Consider the following 16,186-nt stretch of genomic DNA (forward strand, 5'->3'; position numbering starts at 1 on the left):
TCGACTCCCTGGGCCTGTGCGATCACCGACTCGTGAGACCACAGACCCTGGGGAAATCTGCTTCCCCCAGTACTGCCGGCACCCGTACGCGCACCGACCGAATTACACAGTTGTATTTCGAGAATCATTCAACCATGCTCGACGCCCGAGGCACGGCTCCCGCGAGGTACCGGCGCGTGGCGTGTTCGATGGGGACCGGCAGCGCAAGTGACCACATGCATCACCCACAACTCTGGGTCATTCCGCAGGCTCCACTCCCGGTATCCTTGTCGACCATGGCAATTCTTCCCATCCGGATCGTCGGCGATCCGGTGCTTCACACCGCAACCGCTCCCGTCACCGAGTCACCCGCCGAGCTGGCCGAGTTGATCGCCGACATGTACGAGACCCTGGCCGCCGCGAACGGCGTCGGTCTCGCGGCGAATCAGGTGGGCGTCGGCAAACGTCTGTTCATCTACGACTGCCCCGACCAAGGCGAAGACGGCAAGGTTTACCGTCGTCGCGGGGAGGTCGTCAACCCCGTCCTCGAGACGTCCGAGATTCCCGAGACGATGCCCGATCCCGATGACGACGACGAGGGCTGCCTGTCGGTTCCCGGCGAGCAGCACCCCACCGGCCGCGCCGACTGGGCTCGGGTGACCGGCACCGATGCGAAGGGCGATCCCGTCGACATCGAGGGCCGAGGCTTCTTCGCCCGGATGCTCCAACACGAAGTGGGTCATCTCGACGGTTTCCTCTACACCGATGTACTCATCGGACGACACGCACGGGCGGCCAAGAAGGCCATCAAGCGCGCCGGCTGGGGCGTGCCGGGGCTGAGCTGGACGCCCGGCACCGTCGACGATCCGTTCGGGCACGACGACGAAGACGAAGACTGAACGACCCGATGAACTTCGACCAGTGAGCGTTCCGGTGGGTACCCGGGTGATGCTCCGCTATCGGCTGCCGCCCGGGCACACCCATCCGATGACGGACGTGATCGGCGAACTGGTGGCCCTCGACGCCGATGCCGTCTCGGTCCGCGGCCGGGACGGATCGTTGGTGCAGGTTGCCGCCGAGCGCGTCGTGGCCTTGAAACCCTTGGGCCCGAAGCCGATTCGGACGTCGGAGATCAGGGCTCTCGAAGCTGCCGCTGCCGACGGATGGCCGGGCGTCGAGCGAGAATGGATCGACGGTTGGCAGCTGCGCTTCGGTCACGGTTTCACCGGTCGCGCCAATTCGGCGGCACCGCTCGAGCCCGGGGCGTCGACGACGCCCGAGACGCTGGCGAGAATCTGCGATCGATACACCGCACGGGGATTGACGCCGACGCTGTCGCTTCCCGATCGCCTCGGGGCTGCTCCGACCGGATGGACGACGTACAACGAGAGCGCCGTCATGGCGGCGGACATCTCGAATCTGGTTCTACGCGACGGCGACTCGGCCATCGCCGTCACGGCGGAGCCCACCGTCGACTGGTTGACGTCACTGCACTACCAGGGCCGCGCAGCACCTCACGGCGCTGCAGAAGTGGCGTCGGCGATCCACGAGGGCACCCTCGGGTTCGGCATGCTCGGAGCAGGTGCAGTCGGATCAGGCGCGATCGCAGTCGGGCGAGCGGCGGTCACCACGGCCCCGGACGGTCGTCACTGGGTGGGACTGACCTCGCTCTGGGTCTCCCCCGAACATCGTCGCAACGGTCTGGGCACATTGATGTGCGGCGAATTGGTGCGATGGGGACGCGAGCACGGCGCAACTCACGCGTACCTGCAGGTGGCCGTCGAGAACACCGTCGCGCTCGCCCTGTACCGAGACCTGGGCCTCGTCGACCATCACCACTATCGCTACGCGCGACCGGATTCACAATGACGCGATCGGTCGACTGCCCTGTCGGAGGGGTTCTATAGGGTTCCTTCCCGTGCGCTTGGCTACTTGGAATGTGAACTCCGTCCGCTCTCGTCAGGATCGAATCGTCGATTGGCTGCAGCGATCCGACGTCGACGTGCTCGCGATGCAGGAAACCAAGTGCAAGGACGCACAGTTTCCGTATCAGCGGTTCACCGATATCGGGTACGAGGTGGCCCACGTCGGACTGAGTCAGTGGAACGGCGTCGCGATCGCGTCCCGGGTCGGTCTCGACGACGTGCAGATCGGGTTCGAGGATCAGCCCGGCTTCAGCAAGGATCCCGAGATCGACCCCACCCAGGAGGCCCGCGCGATCGGAGCCACGTGCGACGGTGTGCGCGTGTGGAGCCTCTACGTGCCGAACGGCCGCGAGCTCGCCGACCCGCATTACACCTACAAACTCGAATGGCTCGCCGCACTGAAGGCCGACGCTCAGGCGTGGGTTGCGGCCGATCCGGAGGCCCAGATCGCGCTCGTGGGCGACTGGAACATCGCGCCCACCGACGACGACGTCTGGGATCCTGCCCTGTTCGAGGGGAAGACCCACACCTCCCAGGCCGAGCGCGATGCCTTCGCCGCGTTCGCCGACGCCGGGTTCACCGAGGTGACACGGCAGTTCACCCCCGAGCCCAGAACGTATACCTACTGGGATTACACACAGTTACGGTTTCCCAAGAAGCAAGGCCTACGCATCGACATGGCGCTGACCTCGCCTGCACTGGCGGCCCGAGTGACCGGCGCGTCGATCGACCGCGAGGAACGCAAGGGCAAGGGAGCCAGCGATCACGCGCCGGTGATCGTCGAGATCGGCTGAGCAGGCCGGACCGAACTGCCGGCCACTGCTCGCGCGGCGATGATCGCTCCCACGGCAATCAGGATTCCGTGGGCGATCCGCACGGCCGGCGGGGTATAGAACTGCGGGAGAAACAGCACGAATCCGGCGGCCAGCACCATCGCGTAGCGGTTCCGTAGAGCGAATATCACCAGCCCGACGGCAATCGAGACGAGCCCGAGAGCGAACATCGTCGACTGCACAATCGAGTAGCGAATCGGATCGGCAAGATCGATCAGACCGGGGTTCGAGTTCGCTGCGGCGTCGACACCCAGGGCATGCAGCGCAAACGTCTCCGCGCCGTAGTACGGCAGAACCAGCCCGACGCCGATCCAGGTGGCGACCACTGCGGGATCGGACCGTCGACCGCCGAACAGCACAGCCAGTCCGAGTGCGATGAAGCCGAGCATCGCGAAGGTGTGGGCCAGCACCCAACTCGAGGATGCGAAGGCGTCCACACCTGCACTGCCCACCTCGTTCGAGTAGGGCCGCAAGGCGGGGTAGAGGGCGAACATGAGGCCGATGAAGAGGTACAGAGCTGCACGCATCGGAGGTACCAACCTTTCGAGAGCGACGCTCTCTACAGGAAGCAGTATTCACTCTCGATGCACTCCACGCAAGAGCAGTGCTCTCTAATCGGCGATCAGGTCCAGGAATTCCTCGTGCTGCGCCAGATAGCGCCGGACGTACGTGCAGATCGGGACGATGCGCCACTGTCGATCGCGCGCGGTGTTGAGTGAGGCTCGCACCAGCACACCGGCCCACCCGCGATCGCCGTACTCCTCCTTGACGACGGTGTGCATGAGTGCGACGACGCAGCTGTCGCCCGCATCCCCGTCACCGAAGCGGTAGCCGAGGATGCCGACAAGCTCGTCGTCGACGAAAAGATCGAATCTGCTGTGATCGGCGTCGTCCTCGATGCGGACGACGGGTCGCTCGACAGGTGCCGCCGGGATCGAGCGACGAGAGATGATGTGACTCATGTCACTTATGAGACCAGTGTTGCCCGTGTGACGCGAGGCGAGTGCTTCGATCGTCGCCGAGTCGAGTCCTGAATGTGACCGGGCGAAACCGAGTGACGTAGTGGTCAGAGGGCGACGAGCATGTCGTTGTACTCCGGGTTCGCCGCGGCGAATCGCTGCACGTAGGTGCAGACCGGCCTGACCTTCCAACCGTAGGAACGGGCGCTGTCCAGCGCGCGACGTACCAAGATTCCGGCCAGACCCTGATGACCGAAGTCCTCGGTGACGACGGTGTGCATGAAGGACACGACGTGCGTGCGCGTTGCGCGAGTGCCGTTTCCCTCCACCTCGAAGAATCCGACGATCCCGACGAGATCGCCGTTCAATCGAAGCTCGAACCGGTTCTGATCTTTGTTGATCGAGACATCAGCGCTAGGAGAACTCGCAAGCATGGGACGCCTCCTTCGCTGTGTGTGGGGTGGTGAACGAGTGAATCGAATGTGACGTGCACCACTATTAAACATGCGTGCGGTGGCTCTGTCACCTTTTCTACCAACAAACCTTCGGATGCGTAGGTTTGTCCGTCCATCCCGACTCGAATGCTGGTATCGGTCATAAGCTGCCCTGTTCGACGTTGTGATACAACAACATTCGAAGCCACGTCGCGTTTTCACCGGATATTCACAGGTTCGGATTCGGCCGCCGAGACGGTCGGCTCCGCCCCGCCGGTACTGTCGTCTCTCGTGATGTTCCTACCGCTCACGCCCAACGGCGAGACTCCCGTCCGCGCGCTGACGATCGCCGGAACCGACTCCGGCGGCGGGGCCGGAATCCAGGCCGACAGCCGCACGATGGCCATGTTGGGCGTCCACGCATGTGTTGCCGTCGCAGCGGTGACGGTCCAGAACACCGTCGGCGTGACGGGCTTCCACGAGATACCGCCCGAGATCGTCGCGGCCCAGGTTCGCTCGGTGGTCTCGGACATCGGCGTCGGCGCAGCGAAGACCGGGATGCTGGCGTCCACCGCCATCATCGAGGCGGTCACGGCCGTGTGTACCGAGGTCGGTATCGGTCGCGATCGGCCGGTTCCCCTGGTCGTCGACCCGGTGTGTGCGTCCATGCACGGCGACCCGCTACTGCACGCGGAAGCGCTCGACGCCATCCGCCACACCCTGTTCCCCATCGCGTCGCTGGTGACCCCCAACCTCGACGAGGTCCGGTTGATCACCGGCATCGACGTGGTCGACGACGCGTCCGCCCACCGCGCCGCGGAGGCCCTGCACGGTTTGGGCGCGCAGTGGGCGCTGGTCAAGGGCGGTCATCTGCGTACGTCCACCCACAGCACCGACCTGCTGTTCGACGGCGACACGTTCCTCGAATTCACCAGTGACCGCATCGACACCGGCAACGATCACGGCGGCGGCGACACCCTCGCTGCCTCGATCGCGTCGGCGCTCGCACACGGATACTCGATGCCCGACGCGGTGGCGTTCGGCAAGGAGTGGGTCACCCGTTGCCTGGCCGCGTCCTACGATCTGGGTGCGGGCCACGGCCCGGTGTCACCGCTGTGGCGACTGCACGAGTCGGAGGATGCGTAGATCGTCGGGCGCGCCCTTGATCTTGGGAGCGAAGAAGCTGCGGCGATAGGGCTTGGCGACCACGCCCAAGGCGTCAAGCACCTCCGGCGGGACCGCCCCGAGGGCCGCTGCAGAGATCATCACGTTGCCGTTTCCGCCGGTCTGCATTACCCGGGCGGCGACGGTGACGTCGACTCCGAGCCAGTCCGATCCCACCTGACGCGGGCTGCCGGTGTGGATCCCGACTCGCATGGTCGGGGTGTATCCGCCGACATTCACGCTGGTGAGGGCATCTCGTGCTGCGAACACGGCCTCGACGGCTCTGTCCGCATCGGAGAACACGGCCATGATGCCGTCTCCCAGTCTCTTGACGACGTGACCGCCGCGGAACGTGACCTCGGGTTCGACGGCTTTCGAGACCTTGCGAAGCAACGTCAGGGTGGAGGTATCGCCCGCACGAAGCGACCACGACGAGAACCCGACGAGGTCGGTGAAGACGATCGTGACGTCCGCCTCGCCGCGGCCACGGCCCGCCCGCTCGAGGATCGCCTGCCACACCTGCAGGGCACCGAGGCCGACTTCCCGGGATGCACCCGGTTCGTCGTCGAGCCCGTTGGCGGCCAGAAACCGATCCGCAACGCGGGCGACGGCCAGTGCTCGTCCCGGGCCGTCGATCGACAGTGGGTCACCGAACGTGGGGTCGCCGGGTAGTGCTCGCCGCACACGCCGAACCGCCCCGACCACCGTAGGCGCTCGATTGGTGGTGCGGACCCACTCCACCACCGAGGAGACGACTGCGTTCACAGCATCGAGCGTAACCCACGGTTACACATACTTTGCCTCATCCTTCGGCGCGTGCGGCCTCGCGCGCAGCACCGACCGGCACTCCGTTGGGGCCCTCCACCGACTGTGCGTAGACGCCGATTCCGTAGGCGACGGCGGCACCGTTCTTCGCCAGTGCGGCGCGGTCGACGTTCGCCAGGGTGTCCTGATCGGTGTGGTAATTCTCGTCGAAGGTCTGATCGGCGGTGCCGCCCCACTGTGCAGCCTGCTCGGCCGTCTTGTTCTCGTCCGCGCCGCTGAACACGCCGCCCGCCGGAATACCGACCTCGATGAACGGGCCGTAGTCGGATCGACCGTCGAAGTCGGTGCCGTCCGCGGCGACACCGTCGGCAGCCAGCCGCTCGACGAAGGTGCGCTCGATGGCGTCGGATCCGGCCGGTCCCGCGGGCTCACCGACCTTGTCGGAGTCGTCGCCGTCGTACGCGAGGTAGCCGGCGTTGTGCGAGCCGATCATGTCGAAGTTCAAGTACAGAGCGATGTTTCGCTTGTCGTCGTCGGACAGGCCCTCGACGTACTTGGTGGAACCGACGAGCCCGTCCTCCTCGGCACCCCAGAACGCGAAGCGAACCGCGTTGGTCACCTCGGGAGCACTACCCATTTGCAGGGCCGTCTCGAGCACCGCCGATGTGCCGGTGCCGTTGTCGTTGATGCCGGGGCCCTCGGGCACGCTGTCGAGGTGGGCACCCGCCATCACGACGTTCTCGGTCGAGCCGGTGGTGGTTTGGGCGATGATGTTGCGGCTCGTGGTCGTGTCGGTCGTCGTGACGAGCGTCAACGTGACCTCGGGTGCCGCGAGGACCGCTGCGCCGTCCTCCTGGCTGACGCCGCCGGTCGGAATCTTTGCGGTCTCGGGATCGCCGAGTGTCCCCGAATCCAGCGGTCCCGGTTCGTTGTTGACGATGATCGCGGCTGTCGCACCCAATTCGGCGGCGACGGTCTGCTTCGCACCGAACGGGCACACACCGCGCGGCACAACGGCGACGGCACCGGCCAGATCGAGCCCGGCGTAATCGGCCGCCTCGCATCCGTCTGCACCGGCTGGGGCCCCGACGACGCGCGCGGTGATGCCCTCTGCAGGCGTGGTCGGCGAATAGCTGAGCGCGAACACCGGAATCTCGGTGCCCGCGAGCGACAGGGTCTGAGTCTGCGCCTCGAAGGTCTCGAACTCGAACTCCGGAGTGGTGACCTCGAAACCGGCCGATTCGAGTTGCGAGACAACGTAATCGACACTCGCGTCGTATCCGGCGGTACCGGCCGCACGGTTTCCGTCGTGCGCGGCGGCGATCGTTTCCAATTCCTGGAGGTGCCCGACGAGAGCGTCCTCGGTGACCGCGGCCGACAGCCCCGGCCCGTCGGGTGTCGCGAAAACTCTGGCCGGTTCCTCGTCCGGGGTGGACGAGCAACCGGCCAGAATCAGGACAGTGACGGCAGTACCTGCAAGCAAGGAAATCCGCATAGCGGACACCCTACCCAGACAAATCGCAGGGTGTCAGGCGTCCCGACGATTGACGACGAACACTGCTACGCCGAAGATCACCGCAGTGAAGACGACGAAGTAGATCAGACTGCCGACCGGACCCCAGTGGAAGTCCGTACCTGCCGAGCCGCCGAGGAAATGGTCGGCGTTCTTGAAGGGCAGGAACGGCTGAATCTTCTCGCCGACCTTCGGGATGACTCCGACGAGGCTCTCGATCAGCAACGGCCACAACAGTAGGACGGCGATGGCACCGGCGGACTGCCGGATGAGCGCACCCACCGCAACAGCGAGAACGATCTGAACGAACGCCAGGACGGCAGTACCGTAGATGACTCGCCACGTGCCGTCGACGTCGAAGCTCAAGAGCGCGCCTGCTTCTTCACCCGCGATCGATTTCGCCAGGAAGAATGCACCGAACGCCAGGATCAGCGACAGCACCGCGCCGTACACACCGACGATCAGTGCCTTGGCACCGAGCACCGAGGCCCGGTTGGTGACCGCCTGGAATGTCGTTCGGATCAGGCCGAAGCGGTATTCGCTGGTGACAGTGAGGGCTGCCAGAATCATCAGCACCATGATCCCCAGGCCACCCACACCGCTGCCGACGACGTCGTACGCGGTGGTCGGCGGAAGCCCCTCCGGAGCATCCGGCCCGATGGCCGTCTTTGCGGCCCAACCGAGGATGGCTCCGAACCCGAGGCCGAACACCACCACGATCGCGCTGCACCACCACGGCGACTTGGTCGAGGTGAACTTGATTCTTTCTGCTGCCAAGACGCCCATCAGAGTGACCCGCCCATCGCTTGCTGAGTGTTCTGGTCTTCGGCACCCGCGCCGTGGTACTGCACTGTGTCTCCGGTGAGTTTCATGAATGCTTCCTCGAGCGAGCCTCGCTGAGAGGCCAACTCGTGCAGAGTGATTCCGGCCCGTCCGGCTATATCGCCGATCGTGTCGGTCGTGGAGTTCAGCACCACGAGCGAGGGCTGAAGTTCATCGGTCTTGTCCGGCTCGCGCACGGTGAGACCCGCTGTGGTCAGAGCCTGTCGGAGCCCGTCGAGCTGTGGGCTGCGCACGCGCACCGATGCCTCGGAGGCGTGGTCGATGAATTCCTGCACCGAGGAGTCCGAGATCAGCTTGCCGCGTCCGATGACGATGAGGTGCTCTGCAGTCTGCGCCATCTCCGAGAGCAGGTGGCTCGAGACCAGCACTGTGCGGCCCTCGGCTGCCAAGCGCTGCATGAACTTTCGGATCCAGACGATGCCCTCGGGGTCGAGGCCGTTGACCGGCTCGTCGAACAGCAACACCTTGGGATCGCCTAGCAGAGCGCCGGCGAGACCGAGCCGCTGCGACATGCCGAGCGAGAAGCCGCCCGCATTCTTCTTCGCGACCTCGGACAGTCCCACCAGACGCAGCACCTCGTCGACGCGGGACTTGGGGATGCCGTTGGACGCAGCCATCCACTCGAGATGAGCACGTGCCGAACGATTGGGGTGCACCCACTTGGCGTCGAGCAGAGCGCCGACGGTACGCAGTGGCTGCTTCAGATGGCTGTAGCTCTTGCCCTCGATGGTCGCCGAACCCGAGGTGGGTCGGTCGAGCCCGAGAATCATCCGCATGGTGGTCGACTTGCCCGCGCCGTTGGGGCCGAGAAAGCCGGTCACGATGCCGGGTTTGATGGTGAAGGTGAGGTTGTCGACCGCCGTCACCGCGCCGTATTGCTTGGTCAATCCTGTCACTTCGATCATGGGGTCAACCTTCCCCGATCGAACGCGTCCGCACATCGACCTACAGTCGCCTTGTCCATCATCCTTTCGGATGACACACACCCTGAGACAGTCGGTCACATGGGCGACGGCACGCGGTCGCAAACGCGCGCGCGTTTGCCAGAAGCTTGGCAAAGAGGGCTCGACACACAGTTCGCGCGCGTTCGACGAATGCGCGCGCGTTTGCCAGGAGCCCGCCTGGTCACGCACTCACATCGGCGAGCTGGCCTGCGCCCAGAATCGTTTCGGGATGCGGCCGGCATGTCGGGCCTGGTAACCAGCCGCCACCGCGTGTCTCATCGCCGACGCCATCAGCGCGGGGTCCTTCGCACGGGTCACCGCGGTGGCGAGCAGGACTGCATCGCAGCCGAGTTCCATCGCGAGGGTGGCGTCACTGGCGGTGCCGATGCCCGCGTCGAGGATCACCGGTACCGATGCGGCGTCGACGATCATCTCGATGTTGTGCGGGTTGGCGATGCCGAGGCCGGTGCCGATGGGCGAGCCGAGCGGCATGACGGCCACGCAGCCGATGTCCTCCAGCCGCTTGGCCAGAACCGGGTCGTCGGTGGTGTACGGCAGCACCTGGAAGCCGTCGTCGACGAGTTGTTCTGCAGCCTTGACCAATTCGATGGCGTCGGGCAGCAGGGTTCGCTCGTCGGCGATCACTTCGAGTTTCACCCAGTCGGTCTCGAGCGCCTCGCGACCCAGCTGCGCGGTCAGCACGGCCTCGGCCGATCCTCGGCATCCTGCGGTGTTCGGCAGCGGCGCGATGTTCAACCGGCGCAGCAGATCCAGCACTCCCGTCCCACCCGCGGCGTCGACGCGGCGCATCGCAACGGTGGTCAGTTCGGTTCCGGACGCGACGAGGGCCTCCTCGAGTACGGCGAGATTGGCCGCTCCCCCGGTGCCGGTGATGAGCCGGGAGGTGAAGGTACGGTCCGCAATAGTCAGACCCGTCATGCCCTCAACCACCCTGAACTGCGGTGAGAACGTCGATGGTCCAACCCTTTTGGACGTCGGTGGTGTCCCACCGACTCTTGGGCAGTACCGCACCGTCGACGGCGACGGCTATCCCCTTCTCGGGCAGCCCCAGGAACTCGAGCAATCGACGCATGGTCATGTCCTCGGTGAGCAGGTGATCCTCGCCGTTGACGGTGATGCCGATGGCAACCTGTGTCATGGTGTCCTTTCGATCTGCGGGCTGTGAATGTGCGAGAAGCGTTCAGGAGTGGCGGCTTTCGCCTCGGACATCTCTTCTCCGGCAATCAGTGCGGCTACTGCGTCGGCGGTGATGGGGGCGAGCAGGATGCCGTTGCGGCCGTGGCCGGTCGCGACGATCACCTGGGGAGACAGCCTGCCGATGATCGGTAATCCGTCCGGGCTCATGGGCCGCAGTCCGGCGGCGGTTTCGTACAGCTCGTATTCACCGATACTCGGCATGAGCCGTTCGGCGTCGGCTATCAGGTCTCGTACCCCGGCGACGGTCACCTGCGTGTCCTGCCCGGATTCGTATTGTGTTGCACCGACCACCAATCCGTCGCCGCGGGGCACCAGGTAGATCGCTCTGCCGTGCACGGTTCCGCGAACGGTGCGCTGCGGCGGGGGCGCGGCGCTCGGTCGACGACGCAGCCGCAGGATTTCGCCCTTGACCGGCCGGACGGGCAGCGTGGGCCACAGCGCCGCCGACTGCGCACCGGCGGCCAGGACCACCTGATCGGCGTCTGGGATGGTCTCCACCGGGGCGGCCACGAACTCCACTCCCGCATCCAGGCATCCCTGCTCGAGCGCGGCAACCAGCGCTCGATTGTCCACGGACAGCTCGGTCGGAGCCAGCAATCCGAGCCGAATGTTCTGCGCCAGAGCAGGTTCGAGCTCCCGCAGCTGTGCGCGACCGAGAATCTCCAATTCGTGTCCCTGCTCGCCCACCCACTCGGCAACGGTCCGCAGATCGGCGGCATCGGCGGAGTCGAGGGCAACCGTCACCGATCCGGTCGCGGAGAACACCGATGGGCCGGGCAGGCGCGCGGCGAAGTCCGGCCACCGCGCCAGCGAGGCAGCACCGAGGTGCAGGAGTTCGTGTTCGCCCGGCCACCCCTCGGACAGCGGGGCCAACATGCCGCCGGCCACCCAGGACGCGCCCTTGCCCAGAGCTGGATCGTGCACGACCACTCGGTGACCGTCCTGGCTCAGGCGCAGCGCCGTCGACAGCCCGATGACGCCTCCGCCGATAACGACGATGTGCACGCGATTCACGTCCTCACTCCCTGCGCCCGCATGATCGGGTTCAGGTATTGACGGTAAGGGCGGCGAACCCACTCTCAGCCCCACGATCCTCGGGACTCCCGCGATATCTCGGCCACTCCGTCGTCGGTGGCGGCCACCATGAGAATACAGTTCGCTGTGTGCATCCATCTCAGACCGCCCGCAATCAGACTCCCCGTGAGCGTCTTGCGTCCGCTCGCCTGTACCTGTGTACCGATGCCAGGCGCGACAAGGGCGATCTCGCGCAGTTCGCCGAGGCCGCGTTGTCCGGTGGCGTCGACATCATCCAGTTGCGCGACAAGAACTCTGCCGGTGAGCGCCAGTTCGGGCCGCTCGAGGCCAAGGACGAGCTGGCTGCACTGGCGATTCTGCTCGGCGCGACCAAGCGGCACGGTGCACTGCTTGCGGTCAACGACCGCGCAGACCTGGCGCTGGCCTCCGGCGCGGACGTGCTGCATCTCGGTCAGGGCGATCTGCCGGTGCACTACGCCCGCCAGATTCTCGGTCCGGACGTGGTGATCGGCCGCTCGACGCAGAACCGCGCCCAGTCCTCGCTCGCCGCGATCGAGGACGGCGTCGACTACTTCGCCGTCGGGCCGGTCTGGCCGACGCCCACCAAGCCCAACCGATCTGCCGCTGGGCTCGAGACTCTGCGGGCCACCGCGGATGCACTACCGGAGCGGCCGTGGTTCGCGATCGGCGGAGTCGACGCCACCAACGTGGATCAGGTTCGAGCAGCCGGTGCCGATCGCATCGTGGTGGTTCGGGCGATCACCGAGGCTCGCGACCCACAGGCGGCCGCTCGCGCGCTGGTCCAGGCTCTACAGGCATAACCGGGGCACACTGGACGGAGTGTTCTCCTCCCTCGCCCCGGCCCGTCGCCGGTTCGTCCTCGCTCTCCTCGTCCTGGTTGCAATCGGGGTCGTCGTGGTCGCAGCGGTTGTTGCGTCGTCACTCCGTACCGATGACCCCGTCGCGAGCGTCGACCAGTCGGTGCCCGGGCCGGTGCTGCTGGTCCCCGGTTTCGGCGGTTCCACCGATGCGCTCGACGTGCTCGCGGCCGCGCTGCGGGAAGACGGTCGTGACGCCACCGTGGTGGCCCTGCCCGACGGTGGCGTCGGCGATCTGACTGCGCAGGCGGGCACCTTGCGTGACGCCGCCGACGCAGCTCTGACTCGGACGGGAGCGACCTCGGTCGACGTCGTCGGGTATTCCGCCGGCGGCGTGGTGGCCCGAATCTGGGCAGCCGATTTGGGCGGCACCGAGCAGGCCCGGCGCATCGTGACTCTCGGCTCCCCGCACCACGGCACCCAGGTGGCGGGGCTGGCGGCCCAGGTTCTGCCCGATCAGTGCCCGACGGCCTGTCAGCAGCTCGCCCCGGACAGCTCCGTGCTCGCCGCCCTGAACTCCGGCGACGAGACCCCGGAGGGGCCGCAGTGGGTATCGATCTGGACCGACGTGGATCAGGTGGTGACCCCGCCTACCTCGGCCGAACTCGACGGGGCGATCAACATCCCCGTCCAGAGCGTGTGTGCGGATTCCACCGTCGATCACGGGAACCTGCCCCGCGACCCTCTCGTCGCCGCGATGGTCTCCGCCCAGTTGGACGGCAGCTCCACCACCCAGCTCGGAGCAGCTGATTGCAGCCGTCTCAGCTCGTGATGTCCTTGGTCGTGAAGTTCGCCCATGCTGCGCCGAGAAGCACGACGACGTAGACGCCCTGCAACCCGACGCCGCGGACCAGGTCCCGCATCGGCACCGGATCGCGGAACAGGTCGACGAAAGCCAGCCAGTACCGCGTCGGCAGGTAGGGCGCGATGGCGTCGGCCGCGTCCAGGGTCAGCAGCAACGAGCTGGCGATGAGGAAAGCCAACGCGCCCAGCGTCGCGGCCAGCGGGGAGTCGGTCAGGGTCGAGAGAAACAACCCCATGGCAGCGACTCCGAGCATGGACATCGTCACGTAGAGCACGGCAATGACGGTGCGTGCGGCTACCTGCTGATCGGTCAGCACCGTGCCCGACACGCTGGAGACCCCGGCCAACGACGTGGTGTCGAACAGCGTCGTACCGACGAAGTACGCGACGGCGGCCACGATGACCACGGCCAGCAACACGAAGGCGGTCACCGAGATCAGCTTCGCGACCAGTAGCTTGGTCCGTCCCACCGGGCGGGCGAGCAGGTAGCGCAAGGTGCCGGCCTGGGCCTCCCCGGCGACGGCATCTCCGGCGATGACCGACACCGCGACGGGCAGGAACAGCGGCAGCACGATGGCGAGCGCGGCGAGCGGGAAGAGCTGGCCGTTGGTGGTCACTGCGGAGAGAAAGGCGGGGCCCTCTCCCGGGCGCGGACCCACGTCGGTCAGGGCCAGTAGGCAGGCGACGATGGTCGGCAGCAGGTTGAGCAGGAGGATGACGACCCAGGTGCGGGGTCGACTCAGCATCGCGCGCAGCTCCACGCCGATCATGCGGTCACCTCCGTTCGGGTGGAGCGGACGGGACCGTCGACTCGATCAGCACTGGTGCCGGTGACGGCCAGCACGGACTGCTCCAGACTCATCTGCTGCGTGGTCAGCTCGCTCACCCGCACCCCACCTTCGACGAGCAGTCGATTGAGCAGGGCGGAGTCGGGGTGTTCGATCACGAGCTGCTGCCCTTCACGGTGGAGCACGGTGGCGTCCTGGACTCCGGCGAGCACGGTGACGGCCTCGGCCGGGTCCGGGGTGCCCACGAGCACTCGGCCGGTGGGCTGCTGGAACGCGGCGAGCTGATCCTGCAGAACGAGGCGCCCCCGATCGAGCACTCCCACTCGGTCGCACAGTTGTTCCACCTCGGCCAGCAGGTGGCTGGAGAGGAACACCGTGGTGCCCTTCGCATGCAGGCCGAGGAGCAACTCTCGAATCTCCAGGATTCCCTGCGGGTCGAGACCGTTGGTCGGCTCGTCGAGTATCAGCAGCTCGGGGGTCCGCATCAGCGCCGCGGCCAAGCCGAGGCGCTGCCGCATGCCGAGCGAGTACTGCTTGACCGGTCTGCGTCCCACCCCGGCGAGCCCTACCTGCTCGAGGGCCTCGCCGACACGGGCGGTGCGGGTGCGCCGGGAACCACCCGGTCCGGCCGCGTCGAGCAGCGTGAGGTTCCTGCGTCCGGAGAGATTGGGGTAGGCGGCGGGGTTCTCGATCAGCGCGCCCACCCGCGGCAGCACGCTCTTGCGTCGCCGCGGCATCTCCTCGCCGAGCACCTGCATCTGTCCGGAGGTGGCCAGGACCAGGCCGAGCAGCATCCGCACGGTCGTCGTCTTGCCGGAGCCGTTGGCACCGACGAAGCCGTAGATGTCGCCGGCTCGCACGTCGAGGTCGACACCGTCGACTGCTTGCACCGATCCGTAGCTCTTGGTGAGGCCGGTCGTGCGGATCATGTGGCTGCTCCTTCGAGCTGCTGGGCGGCGGTGGCCAGGGTGTCTGCGGTGACGGTGCCGGAAAGCAGGTAGCGACGCCGGTCGGCGGTGGGCTCGGTGATCAGGACGTTGAGCGGCCCGATCGACAGCGCGACGCTGTTGCCGGTGACGACTGCGCCCGGGGCTTCCCGCAGCTGGTCGACGAGCCCGCGCGCCGCCCGGCGCGGCAGCGGAGCGGCGATCAACTCGGTCACTCCGCGGCCGTAGATTCCCACCGCACCCTGGCCGCCGCGGTCCATCAGGTCGAGTCCGGACAGAGTTGCCGGAAGACGGGCGGAGTCGATTCCGTCGGCAAACGAGGCGATGTCGAGCCCGTCCTCGCGCTGCACATCGGCACCGGGCGGCGGGACGAAACGAACGGTGTCGGCGTCGGGGGTCGCGGAGGAGAAGTCGAGGAACGCGGTGCTGACGATAGGGCGAGTGGCCCCGTCGCCCAGCACGTCGACCCGCAGCGGCAACCCACTGTCGGGGTCGACCCATACGTCGACCTCGGTGACGGTGCTCTGCGGCTCGCCGGGGATCAGCCGGAGGCCAGGGGCGTCCAGGCCGGCGATCCGGCGAACCGGAAGCCGGGTGAGCTCGTCGGCGGTCGCTTCGCTGAGCAACCGCTGCCCGAGTTCCGGGGGCAGCAGGTCGGCTTCGCGTGGCAAGCGCAGGCTCGGCTCGGGGACCGGTGTCGCCACTGCCGTGTTCTGTTCGTAGTCCCATCGCCACAGCCGAGCCGGGCTCCGGTAGAGGCCGCGCTCACCGGCGAGGCGCACGGTGTCGACGCGCCAGCTGTCCGGGCTGCGATACCAGGCGCGCAGGGTCGTGGTGTCGCCCAGCAGATCCGGCAGGCCACCGAGTCCGTCGGTCACCGGCAGAGTGACACCGCCGACTGCCTGGGCGTAGCCCGAGTACGGCGTCGCGGTGGAGGACTGGACTCGGGAGAGAAGTTCGTCCGCTGAGATGTCCGACGCGGCGACGGGCCAGCGCTCGATCACAGCGGGGGTGGCGACGAGCACGGCGATGCCGAGCACCACCGCCAGCCACCGCCACTTCTCACGCACCTTCTCGACCGTACGGACGTACCCGATGTGCTGCATGTGATGCTCCTATGAGTGTCAAGTGGCGGTTTTCTGGGTGAGAAGTTGGAA

At 66.7% G+C, this 16,186-nt stretch carries 19 protein-coding genes and 1 riboswitch; of the genes, 6 read left to right on the forward strand and 13 right to left on the reverse strand.

The features are described 5' to 3' along the window. The first annotated feature begins 275 nt into the window (after positions 1 to 275). The 3 genes from O4220_RS23250 to O4220_RS23260 are packed head-to-tail and all read left to right on the forward strand — an operon-like array spanning position 276 to position 2,698. The gene (locus O4220_RS23250; protein ID WP_269607887.1) at positions 276 to 878 is read left to right on the forward strand and encodes a peptide deformylase; all 603 of its coding nucleotides are present in this window, start codon (positions 276 to 278) and stop codon (positions 876 to 878) included. 49 nt (positions 879 to 927) lie between these two features. Then, positions 928 to 1,848, forward strand: a complete 921-nt coding sequence (locus tag O4220_RS23255) for a GNAT family N-acetyltransferase (protein ID WP_269607909.1) — start codon at positions 928 to 930, stop codon at positions 1,846 to 1,848. Positions 1,849 to 1,897: 49 nt separating this feature from the next. After that, positions 1,898 to 2,698 (forward strand): exodeoxyribonuclease III, encoded by an 801-nt coding sequence (locus O4220_RS23260; protein ID WP_269607888.1) that lies wholly within the window; start codon positions 1,898 to 1,900, stop codon positions 2,696 to 2,698. Here O4220_RS23260 and O4220_RS23265 read toward each other — a convergent pair. The 3 genes from O4220_RS23265 to O4220_RS23275 all read right to left on the reverse strand — a co-directional run bounded on the left by O4220_RS23265 (position 2,668) and on the right by O4220_RS23275 (position 4,130). Further along, entirely contained in the window at positions 2,668 to 3,264 is a 597-nt protein-coding gene (locus O4220_RS23265; protein ID WP_269607889.1) for a hypothetical protein, read from the reverse strand. The genes O4220_RS23260 and O4220_RS23265 overlap by 31 nt on opposite strands. A gap of 84 nt (positions 3,265 to 3,348) precedes the next feature. Then, positions 3,349 to 3,699, reverse strand: coding sequence for a GNAT family N-acetyltransferase (locus tag O4220_RS23270; protein WP_269607890.1), 351 nt, complete (start codon positions 3,697 to 3,699; stop codon positions 3,349 to 3,351). 104 nt (positions 3,700 to 3,803) lie between these two features. Next, positions 3,804 to 4,130: a GNAT family N-acetyltransferase gene (locus tag O4220_RS23275; protein ID WP_032380255.1), complete on the reverse strand. Its 327-nt coding sequence runs from the start codon at positions 4,128 to 4,130 to the stop codon at positions 3,804 to 3,806. Between the two features lie 291 nt (positions 4,131 to 4,421). Here O4220_RS23275 and thiD point away from each other — a divergent pair, with 291 nt between their 5' ends. Next, positions 4,422 to 5,276 (forward strand): bifunctional hydroxymethylpyrimidine kinase/phosphomethylpyrimidine kinase, encoded by an 855-nt coding sequence (gene thiD / locus O4220_RS23280; protein ID WP_269607891.1) that lies wholly within the window; start codon positions 4,422 to 4,424, stop codon positions 5,274 to 5,276. On the opposite strand, the gene O4220_RS23285 is transcribed toward thiD, so the two are convergent. The 7 genes from O4220_RS23285 to thiO all read right to left on the reverse strand — a co-directional run bounded on the left by O4220_RS23285 (position 5,238) and on the right by thiO (position 11,582). Continuing rightward, entirely contained in the window at positions 5,238 to 6,059 is an 822-nt protein-coding gene (locus tag O4220_RS23285; protein ID WP_269607892.1) for an adenylate/guanylate cyclase domain-containing protein, read from the reverse strand. The genes thiD and O4220_RS23285 overlap by 39 nt on opposite strands. Before the next feature lie 37 nt (positions 6,060 to 6,096). Beyond that, on the reverse strand, positions 6,097 to 7,554 hold the full coding sequence (locus O4220_RS23290) for a M28 family peptidase (protein ID WP_269607893.1): 1,458 nt from the start codon (positions 7,552 to 7,554) through the stop codon (positions 6,097 to 6,099). Positions 7,555 to 7,587: 33 nt separating this feature from the next. Beyond that, on the reverse strand, positions 7,588 to 8,358 hold the full coding sequence (locus O4220_RS23295; protein WP_269607894.1) for an ABC transporter permease: 771 nt from the start codon (positions 8,356 to 8,358) through the stop codon (positions 7,588 to 7,590). Further along, the gene (locus O4220_RS23300) at positions 8,358 to 9,320 is read right to left on the reverse strand and encodes an ABC transporter ATP-binding protein (RefSeq protein ID WP_269607895.1); all 963 of its coding nucleotides are present in this window, start codon (positions 9,318 to 9,320) and stop codon (positions 8,358 to 8,360) included. Before O4220_RS23300 ends, O4220_RS23295 begins: the two co-directional genes overlap by 1 nt. 228 nt (positions 9,321 to 9,548) lie before the next feature. Then, positions 9,549 to 10,298 (reverse strand): thiazole synthase, encoded by a 750-nt coding sequence (locus tag O4220_RS23305; RefSeq protein ID WP_269607896.1) that lies wholly within the window; start codon positions 10,296 to 10,298, stop codon positions 9,549 to 9,551. A gap of 4 nt (positions 10,299 to 10,302) precedes the next feature. Next, positions 10,303 to 10,518: a sulfur carrier protein ThiS gene (gene thiS / locus O4220_RS23310; RefSeq protein WP_027498486.1), complete on the reverse strand. Its 216-nt coding sequence runs from the start codon at positions 10,516 to 10,518 to the stop codon at positions 10,303 to 10,305. Next, positions 10,515 to 11,582: a glycine oxidase ThiO gene (gene thiO / locus O4220_RS23315; RefSeq protein ID WP_269607910.1), complete on the reverse strand. Its 1,068-nt coding sequence runs from the start codon at positions 11,580 to 11,582 to the stop codon at positions 10,515 to 10,517. The genes thiS and thiO overlap by 4 nt, the downstream gene beginning before the upstream one ends. Next, a riboswitch (TPP riboswitch) is annotated at positions 11,583 to 11,694 on the reverse strand. It lies immediately after the preceding gene. Between the two features lie 46 nt (positions 11,695 to 11,740). On the opposite strand from thiO, the gene thiE reads away from it, so the two are divergent. Then, positions 11,741 to 12,433 (forward strand): thiamine phosphate synthase, encoded by a 693-nt coding sequence (gene thiE / locus O4220_RS23320; RefSeq protein ID WP_032401758.1) that lies wholly within the window; start codon positions 11,741 to 11,743, stop codon positions 12,431 to 12,433. Between the two features lie 19 nt (positions 12,434 to 12,452). Then, entirely contained in the window at positions 12,453 to 13,262 is an 810-nt protein-coding gene (locus tag O4220_RS23325; protein WP_269607897.1) for a lipase family alpha/beta hydrolase, read from the forward strand. Here the strand turns inward: O4220_RS23325 and O4220_RS23330 are convergent. The 3 genes from O4220_RS23330 to O4220_RS23340 are packed head-to-tail and all read right to left on the reverse strand — an operon-like array spanning position 13,252 to position 16,135. After that, positions 13,252 to 14,064, reverse strand: a complete 813-nt coding sequence (locus O4220_RS23330) for an ABC transporter permease (protein WP_269607898.1) — start codon at positions 14,062 to 14,064, stop codon at positions 13,252 to 13,254. The genes O4220_RS23325 and O4220_RS23330 overlap by 11 nt on opposite strands. Next, the gene (locus O4220_RS23335) at positions 14,061 to 15,011 is read right to left on the reverse strand and encodes an ABC transporter ATP-binding protein (RefSeq protein WP_269607899.1); all 951 of its coding nucleotides are present in this window, start codon (positions 15,009 to 15,011) and stop codon (positions 14,061 to 14,063) included. Before O4220_RS23335 ends, O4220_RS23330 begins: the two co-directional genes overlap by 4 nt. Then, positions 15,008 to 16,135, reverse strand: coding sequence for a LolA family protein (locus O4220_RS23340; RefSeq protein ID WP_269607900.1), 1,128 nt, complete (start codon positions 16,133 to 16,135; stop codon positions 15,008 to 15,010). Before O4220_RS23340 ends, O4220_RS23335 begins: the two co-directional genes overlap by 4 nt. Positions 16,136 to 16,186: the final 51 nt, after the last annotated feature.

It is taken from the genome of Rhodococcus ruber, from assembly GCF_027270735.1.
In the GTDB taxonomy this organism is placed as follows: Bacteria; Actinomycetota; Actinomycetes; order Mycobacteriales; family Mycobacteriaceae; genus Rhodococcoides; species Rhodococcoides rubrum_A.

Coding starts and splice junctions, on each gene's coding strand:
- O4220_RS23335 (WP_269607899.1), bottom strand. CDS start 15,011: ATGATCCGCACGACCGGCCTCACCAAGAGCTACGGATCGGTGCAAGCA.
- O4220_RS23270 (WP_269607890.1), bottom strand. CDS start 3,699: ATGAGTCACATCATCTCTCGTCGCTCGATCCCGGCGGCACCTGTCGAG.
- O4220_RS23300 (WP_269607895.1), bottom strand. CDS start 9,320: ATGATCGAAGTGACAGGATTGACCAAGCAATACGGCGCGGTGACGGCG.
- O4220_RS23340 (WP_269607900.1), bottom strand. CDS start 16,135: ATGCAGCACATCGGGTACGTCCGTACGGTCGAGAAGGTGCGTGAGAAG.
- O4220_RS23290 (WP_269607893.1), bottom strand. CDS start 7,554: ATGCGGATTTCCTTGCTTGCAGGTACTGCCGTCACTGTCCTGATTCTG.
- O4220_RS23250 (WP_269607887.1), top strand. CDS start 276: ATGGCAATTCTTCCCATCCGGATCGTCGGCGATCCGGTGCTTCACACC.
- O4220_RS23330 (WP_269607898.1), bottom strand. CDS start 14,064: ATGATCGGCGTGGAGCTGCGCGCGATGCTGAGTCGACCCCGCACCTGG.
- O4220_RS23275 (WP_032380255.1), bottom strand. CDS start 4,130: ATGCTTGCGAGTTCTCCTAGCGCTGATGTCTCGATCAACAAAGATCAG.
- O4220_RS23255 (WP_269607909.1), top strand. CDS start 928: ATGCTCCGCTATCGGCTGCCGCCCGGGCACACCCATCCGATGACGGAC.
- O4220_RS23295 (WP_269607894.1), bottom strand. CDS start 8,358: ATGGGCGTCTTGGCAGCAGAAAGAATCAAGTTCACCTCGACCAAGTCG.
- thiS (WP_027498486.1), bottom strand. CDS start 10,518: ATGACACAGGTTGCCATCGGCATCACCGTCAACGGCGAGGATCACCTG.
- O4220_RS23305 (WP_269607896.1), bottom strand. CDS start 10,298: ATGACGGGTCTGACTATTGCGGACCGTACCTTCACCTCCCGGCTCATC.
- O4220_RS23265 (WP_269607889.1), bottom strand. CDS start 3,264: ATGCGTGCAGCTCTGTACCTCTTCATCGGCCTCATGTTCGCCCTCTAC.